Consider the following 6,000-nt stretch of genomic DNA (forward strand, 5'->3'; position numbering starts at 1 on the left):
TCTCGGCTCTATCGCTGGCGTCTCTGGAATACTGGATCACCCGCTTTCGCGGGTGATGACAGTGGTGTGGTGGTGGCAGGTTGCCTTACGCCGCGCCCGCCTTGGCGTCCTGGATCGCGCGCCAGACCCGTTCCGGCGTCAGTGGCATGTTGATGTGCTTGATGCCGTACTCCGACAGGGCGTCGACCACGGCGTTGACGATGCATACGAGGCTGCCGGCGCAGCCGGCTTCGCCGCAGCCCTTGGTGCCGAGCGGGTTGGATTTCGCCGGCGAGGGATGATCGCCGACCAGCATCGACGGCACGTCGCCGGCACGCGGCAGCGCGTAGTCCATGAACGAACCGGTGATCGGCTGGCCGGAGGCGTCGTAGCTGACTTCCTCCATCAGCGCCTGGCCGATGCCCTGCGCGACGCCGCCATGGAGCTGGCCGGCGACGATCATCGGATTGACCACGACGCCGAAATCGTTGACCGCGGAGTAGCGCACGATCCGCGTCACGCCGGTGTCGGGATCGATCTCGACCTCGGCGACGTGGCAGCCGTTCGGGAAGGTCGACGCCGTCTCCTTGGTGGCGTGATCGACGTCGAGCGTCTCCGGCGTGCCCTCGGGCATCTTGCCGGCGCGCATCCGCTCGGCGAGCTCCATGATGCCGATCGAGCGGTCGGTGCCCGCGATGGTGAAGCGGCCGGCGCCGAATTCGATGTCGGCCTCGGAGGCCTCCAGCATGTGCGCGGCGGCCTTCTTGCCCTTCTCGACCACGAGCGCGGAAGCCTCGACGATCGCCTGGCCAGTCGCGGTGATCGAGCGCGAGCCGCCGGTGCCGTTGCCGAACCGGACGAGATCGCTGTCGCCCTGTTCGAGCGTGATCTTCTCGAAGGGGACGCCGAGCTGGTCGGACAGCACCTGCGCGAACGGCGTGGCGTGGCCCTGGCCGTAATCCAGCGTGCCGGTGGTGAGCTTCACCGAGCCGTCGGGCTCGAAGCTGATCTTGCCGAGCTCGCCGCTCGGCGGCGCGGTGACCTCGAGATAGGAGCCGACGGCGATGCCGCGCAGCTTGCCGCTCTTTTTGCTTTCCTTCCTTCGCTTGGCGAAGTTGTCGTAGTCGGAGATCTCGAGCGCCTTCTGGAACACGCCGGCGAAATCGCCGCTGTCATAGGTCACGCCGGAGGCGGCCGGGAAGGGCAGTTGCGACGGCTTGATGAAGTTGCGCTTGCGCAGCGTGAAGCGGTTGATGCCCATCTCGTCGGCGGCGGCATCGATCAGCCGCTCCATGTAGTAGTTGGCCTCGGGGCGGCCGGCGCCGCGATAGGCGCCCATCAGCGTGGTGTTGGTCAGGACCGTCTTGATGTCGACGCCGAGCAGCGGCGTGCGATAGACGCTGGCGAGGTTCTTGCCGGTGTTGAGCGACAGCGGGCCCGGCGCGACGCCGGTGATATAGGCGCCGAGATTGCCGTAGCCGGACAGCCGCACCGCGAGGAACTTGCCGTCGGCACCGAGCGCGAGCTCGGCATGGATCAGCTGCGCGCGGCCCTGGCTGTCGGAGAGGAAGCTGGTCGAGCGCTCGTCCAGCCACTTCACCGGGCGGCCGAGCTCACGCGCCGCATGCGCGATGCAGGTGTATTCGGGATAGTTGAGGTTCTTCATCCCGAACGAGCCGCCGACATTGCCGGTGAGGATGCGGACCTTGTCGGCGGGCACGTTGAGCAGGCGCGCCAGGATCGCCTTGTTGCCGGAGACGCCCTGGGTCGGTACCTGCAGCGTGAAGCGTTCGGTTTTCTTGTCGTAATGGGCGAGGGCGACGCGCGGCTCCATCGAGACCACGGCGACGCGGGTGTTGACGATGTCGAGCTTGGTGACGTGCGCCGCGCCGGCGAACGCAGCCTCGATTTTGGCGGTGTCGCCATAGTGATAGTCAAGCGCGACGTTATCGGGGATGTCGTCATAGAGCTGCGGTGCGCCCGGCTTGGCGGCTTCGGCCGCGTCGGTCACCGCCGGCAGCGGTTCGATATCGACCTCGACGGCCTCGGCCGCATCGCGCGCCTGCGCTGTGGTCTCCGCGACCACGAAGGCGACCGGATCGCCGACGAAGCGCACCTTGTCGGTCACGAGCGCGGGGCGGTTGGTCTGCTTGAGCGGCGAGCCGTCGCGGTTCTTCAGCGGCAGGCCGCAGGTGAAGGGGTTGTAGCCGGCGGCCGCAAGGTCGGCGCCGGTCCAAACCCCGAGCACGCCCGGCATCGCCTTGGCGGCCGCCGTATCGATCCCTTTGATGAGCCCGTGGGCATGCGAGGAGCGAACCATCCAGCAATACGCTTGGCCCGGCAGGGAGAAATCGTCGGTGTATTTGCCCTTGCCGCGCACCAGGGTGTCGTCCTCCTTTCGTCGAACAGGCTGTCCGACACCGTATTTTTGCAGTGCGATAGCGTTTTCGAGAGAGGCAGGCGGCGTGTGATCTTGCATCGAAAATGACCTGAAATGCCCGGATTTGCTGGAGTTTGGGGGCGTTGAGGAGATAACGCACGCCCCCCTTAACGACAACGCCCGATTGGGCATGGACCCAATGTGAACGGAGTTGCGTAGGGCTTTGACGCTGCTAAAGTTTCCGTGAACGACAATTATTCGGCGGGCCCAAGGATCCTCCTGGATCCACCTTGGGGTCCTGCGGAAAGACAGTTTTGATGAACGACCATGTGCGGCTTTGCGACGGCCCTCCGGCCAGCGAAGCCCCGCCAGGGTTGGTTGCGGCAGCGGCGGAAAGTGGCGTCTACGCCGCGCTCGACCTTGGCACCAACAATTGCCGGCTGTTGATCGCCTGTCCCACCGGCGACGGGTTCCGCGTGGTCGATTCCTTCTCGCGGATCATCCGGCTCGGCGAGGGCATCGCCGCCACCGGCTCGATCAGCGAGGCCGCGATCGAGCGGGCGATTGCCGCACTCGCCATCTGCAGCGACAAGATCCGCTATCGCAAGGCGCGCCGGCTGCGGCTGATCGCCACCGAGGCCTGCCGCGCCGCCGGCAACGCCGAGAGCTTTCGCGCGCGGGTGGCGGCCGAGACCGGCATCAAGCTCGAGGTGATCGATCGCGAGACCGAGGCGACGCTCGCCGTGATCGGCTGCTCGCCGCTGCTCGATGCGAAGGGGCGGGGCGCCATCCTGTTCGATATCGGCGGCGGCTCGACCGAGCTGGTGCGGATCGAGCGCGACCCCGAGGCGCCCGACGCGCCGCCACGCATCAAGGCGTGGATGTCGATCCCGCTCGGCGTCGTCACGCTGGCCGAACATTTCGGCGGCAAGAACGTCACCAGGGATTTGTATGCGCAGATGATCGATGAGGTCGCGCGGCACGTCGCGCCGTTCGCGGCCGAGCACGGCAGGGATCTGCGCGACATGCACATGCTCGGCACCTCGGGTACCGTGACCACGCTCGCCGGCGTGTTCCTCAATCTGTCGCGCTATGACCGCCGCCGCATCGACGGCATCTGGATGAACGATTGCGACGTCACCGCGACGATCCAGAGGCTGCTCGGCATGAGCTATGAGGCGCGCGTCAACAACAACTGCATCAGCGTCGAGCGCGCCGATCTGGTGCTCGCCGGCTGCGCGATCCTCGATGCGATCCGCAATGCGTTCCCGATGCCGCGGCTCCGCGTCGCCGATCGCGGCCTGCGCGAGGGCATGCTGGTCGAGATGATGCGCGAGGACGGCGCGCTGCGGGCGTGCTAGAGCTTCTCTTGCCTCGCCCCGCTTGCGGGGAGAGGCCGGATTGCATGTCAATGCAATCCGGGTGAGGGGACTCTCCACGAGCGCATCTCTCACCTTCATTGCGGAACCAGCCCCTCACCCCAACCCTCTCCCCGCAAGAGCGGGGCGAGGGAGTAGAGAAGCAGTATGGCGAAAGATACCACCGGGCGGCTGCACGTCACGGTCAAGAGCGGCGGCAAGCGCAAACTGTCGTCAAAACTCTGGCTCGAGCGCCAGCTCAACGATCCCTATGTCGCCAAGGCCAAGGCGATGGGCTACCGCTCGCGCGCGGCGTTCAAGCTCACCGAGATCGACGACAAATATCGTCTGCTCAAGCCGGGCATGACGGTGGTCGACCTTGGTGCGGCGCCCGGCGGCTGGAGCCAGATCGCGGCGAAGCGTACCGGTGCCGCCGACGGCAAGGGCAAGGTGGTCGCAATCGATCTGCTGGAGATGGGCGAGATTCCCGGCGTCACCTTCGCGCAGCTCGACTTCCTCGACCATGACGCGCCGGAAAAACTGATTGCGATGATGGGCGGCCGCGCCGACTTCGTGATGTCCGACATGGCCGCCAACACCACCGGCCATCGCAAGACCGATCAGCTGCGCATCATCGGCCTGGTCGAGACCGCCGCGCATTTCGCCGGCGAGGTGCTCAATCCCGGCGGCACGTTCCTGGCAAAAGTATTCCAGAGCGGCGCCGACGCCGAGCTGGTGGCGCAGCTGAAGCGCGATTTCGCCACCGTCCGCCACGTCAAGCCGGCCGCCAGCCGGCAGGATTCGTCGGAGCGCTACGTGCTGGCGACGGGATTTCGCGGGCAGCAACAGCCGTCATCGCGCGGGGAGTAGCAACGACGCGCTCGCCGAAGCCTCCGCGAAGGCAATCCACGATCCTCATAGGGGCCGGCGGGAGCGCCGCCCCGGTACGCGAGCGCGTCGCGGGCTGACCTGAATCCATTGGAACTCTTCCCGTTACGGCGTATTCTATCTTCCCGGCGCGGTCAGTTCGTTGCGTATTTCGACCTGGCGCCACGGCAGGTTTGTGCAGCGAGCCGCGCCTCCGTCTTGCGGAGCTCTTCCGTGATGGAACGCAGGTCGAGCATGGGTAATCGCCTTTTGGCGGCCTTGCCGCCCGCCGATCTTGATTTGCTTGCGCCTCATCTCCGCAAGGTATCGCTCGAACGCGACGCCGTGCTGGTCCGATCGGGCGACCTCGTCGAACAGATCTATTTTCCCTGCACGGCATTGATCGCGTTCGTCATGGACATGCCGAACGGACAGGCCGTTGCGACGACAATGATCGGCAACGAGGGCGCCGTCGGCATCCTGTCGACACTCAGATCGATACGCTCGCCGATGACCGCGGTGGTGCGCGTCGCGGGCACGACGTGGCAGATTTCGCCGGCGCGATTTCACGCCGCACTCGCGCACAGTCACGCACTTGCCGGTGCGGTGCAGCTCCATATGCGGTCGTTGCTGGTCCAGTTCCAGCATATCGCGGCGTGCAATGCGCTCCATTCCGTGGAGGCCCGCCTGGCCCGGTGGCTGTTGCAGGTTCACGATCAGATCGGTGACGACACGCTGCCGCTGACGCAGGAGACGCTGTCGGAATTGCTGGGTGTGCGACGAACGACCGTGACCCACGTCGTGCACAAGCTTCGCGCCTCGGGCGCAATCCGCTCCAACCGGCGAAGCTCGATCGAGGTCGACAGGCCGCGGCTCGAAACTGCGGCCTGTGAGTGCTACGAGATCATGCGTGGCAGGATCGACCGCATCGTATCCGCGGAAGGGATCAAGTCGTCCGGTCGCGGCGCGCCGCCACATGGACCTTCGCGTTCGCACGCCCGGCCGTGGACCAATGGCGACAAGGTTCATGCACATGCGCGCGGCGCGGGTGCTGAGCGATCACGAAGCCATTGAATGCGGTTGCAACGCAGACGCAGGTGTCAGGACGCCTTGCGCAATTCCTGCTCGGGTTCGTGCACCCACGCGTCCCTGGCGAACCATTCGTGATTGGTCCGACAGCCCGTGCAATAGCTGCGCGAAAAGAACACGGCGCTGCGCCGGAACGTCTCGCGGTCGGATTTCATGCCGGTATTGATCGCACGTCCCGTCCGCGGGCATTTGATCATGATGACGCCCACCTCGGTCCTCCTCCAATGTCAGGGATTGCTGGTCCCGCGCACCGTCGGCTGGACCGCGCCCCTTCTGATCGGAGACGCTTGGTCCAGCCGGCCTGGGAGCTGTCTCTTCTACACATCT

General features: G+C 65.9%; 5 protein-coding genes. 3 read left to right on the forward strand and 2 right to left on the reverse strand.

Going from position 1 to position 6,000, the window contains the following annotated elements:
• Window positions 1-85 precede the first annotated feature (85 nt).
• Window positions 86-2,458, reverse strand: a complete 2,373-nt coding sequence (locus tag AC1VNY_RS33865; RefSeq protein WP_482408432.1) for a xanthine dehydrogenase family protein molybdopterin-binding subunit — start codon at window positions 2,456-2,458, stop codon at window positions 86-88.
• Between the two features lie 218 nt (window positions 2,459-2,676).
• Here AC1VNY_RS33865 and AC1VNY_RS33870 point away from each other — a divergent pair, with 218 nt between their 5' ends.
• From AC1VNY_RS33870 to AC1VNY_RS33880, 3 genes are all read left to right on the forward strand, one after another.
• Complete coding sequence (locus AC1VNY_RS33870; RefSeq protein WP_482408433.1) at window positions 2,677-3,720, forward strand: Ppx/GppA phosphatase family protein; 1,044 nt, start codon at window positions 2,677-2,679, stop codon at window positions 3,718-3,720.
• 165 nt (window positions 3,721-3,885) lie between these two features.
• Complete coding sequence (locus AC1VNY_RS33875) at window positions 3,886-4,587, forward strand: RlmE family RNA methyltransferase (RefSeq protein WP_482408434.1); 702 nt, start codon at window positions 3,886-3,888, stop codon at window positions 4,585-4,587.
• A 252-nt stretch (window positions 4,588-4,839) separates the two neighbouring features.
• A complete protein-coding gene (locus tag AC1VNY_RS33880) occupies window positions 4,840-5,658 on the forward strand; it encodes a Crp/Fnr family transcriptional regulator (protein WP_482408435.1) in 819 nt (272 codons plus the stop codon).
• Window positions 5,659-5,684: 26 nt separating this feature from the next.
• On the opposite strand, the gene AC1VNY_RS33885 is transcribed toward AC1VNY_RS33880, so the two are convergent.
• A complete protein-coding gene (locus tag AC1VNY_RS33885) occupies window positions 5,685-5,882 on the reverse strand; it encodes a hypothetical protein (RefSeq protein WP_482408436.1) in 198 nt (65 codons plus the stop codon).
• Window positions 5,883-6,000 lie beyond the last annotated feature (118 nt).

The sequence above is a fragment of the Bradyrhizobium ferriligni genome (assembly GCF_056837965.1).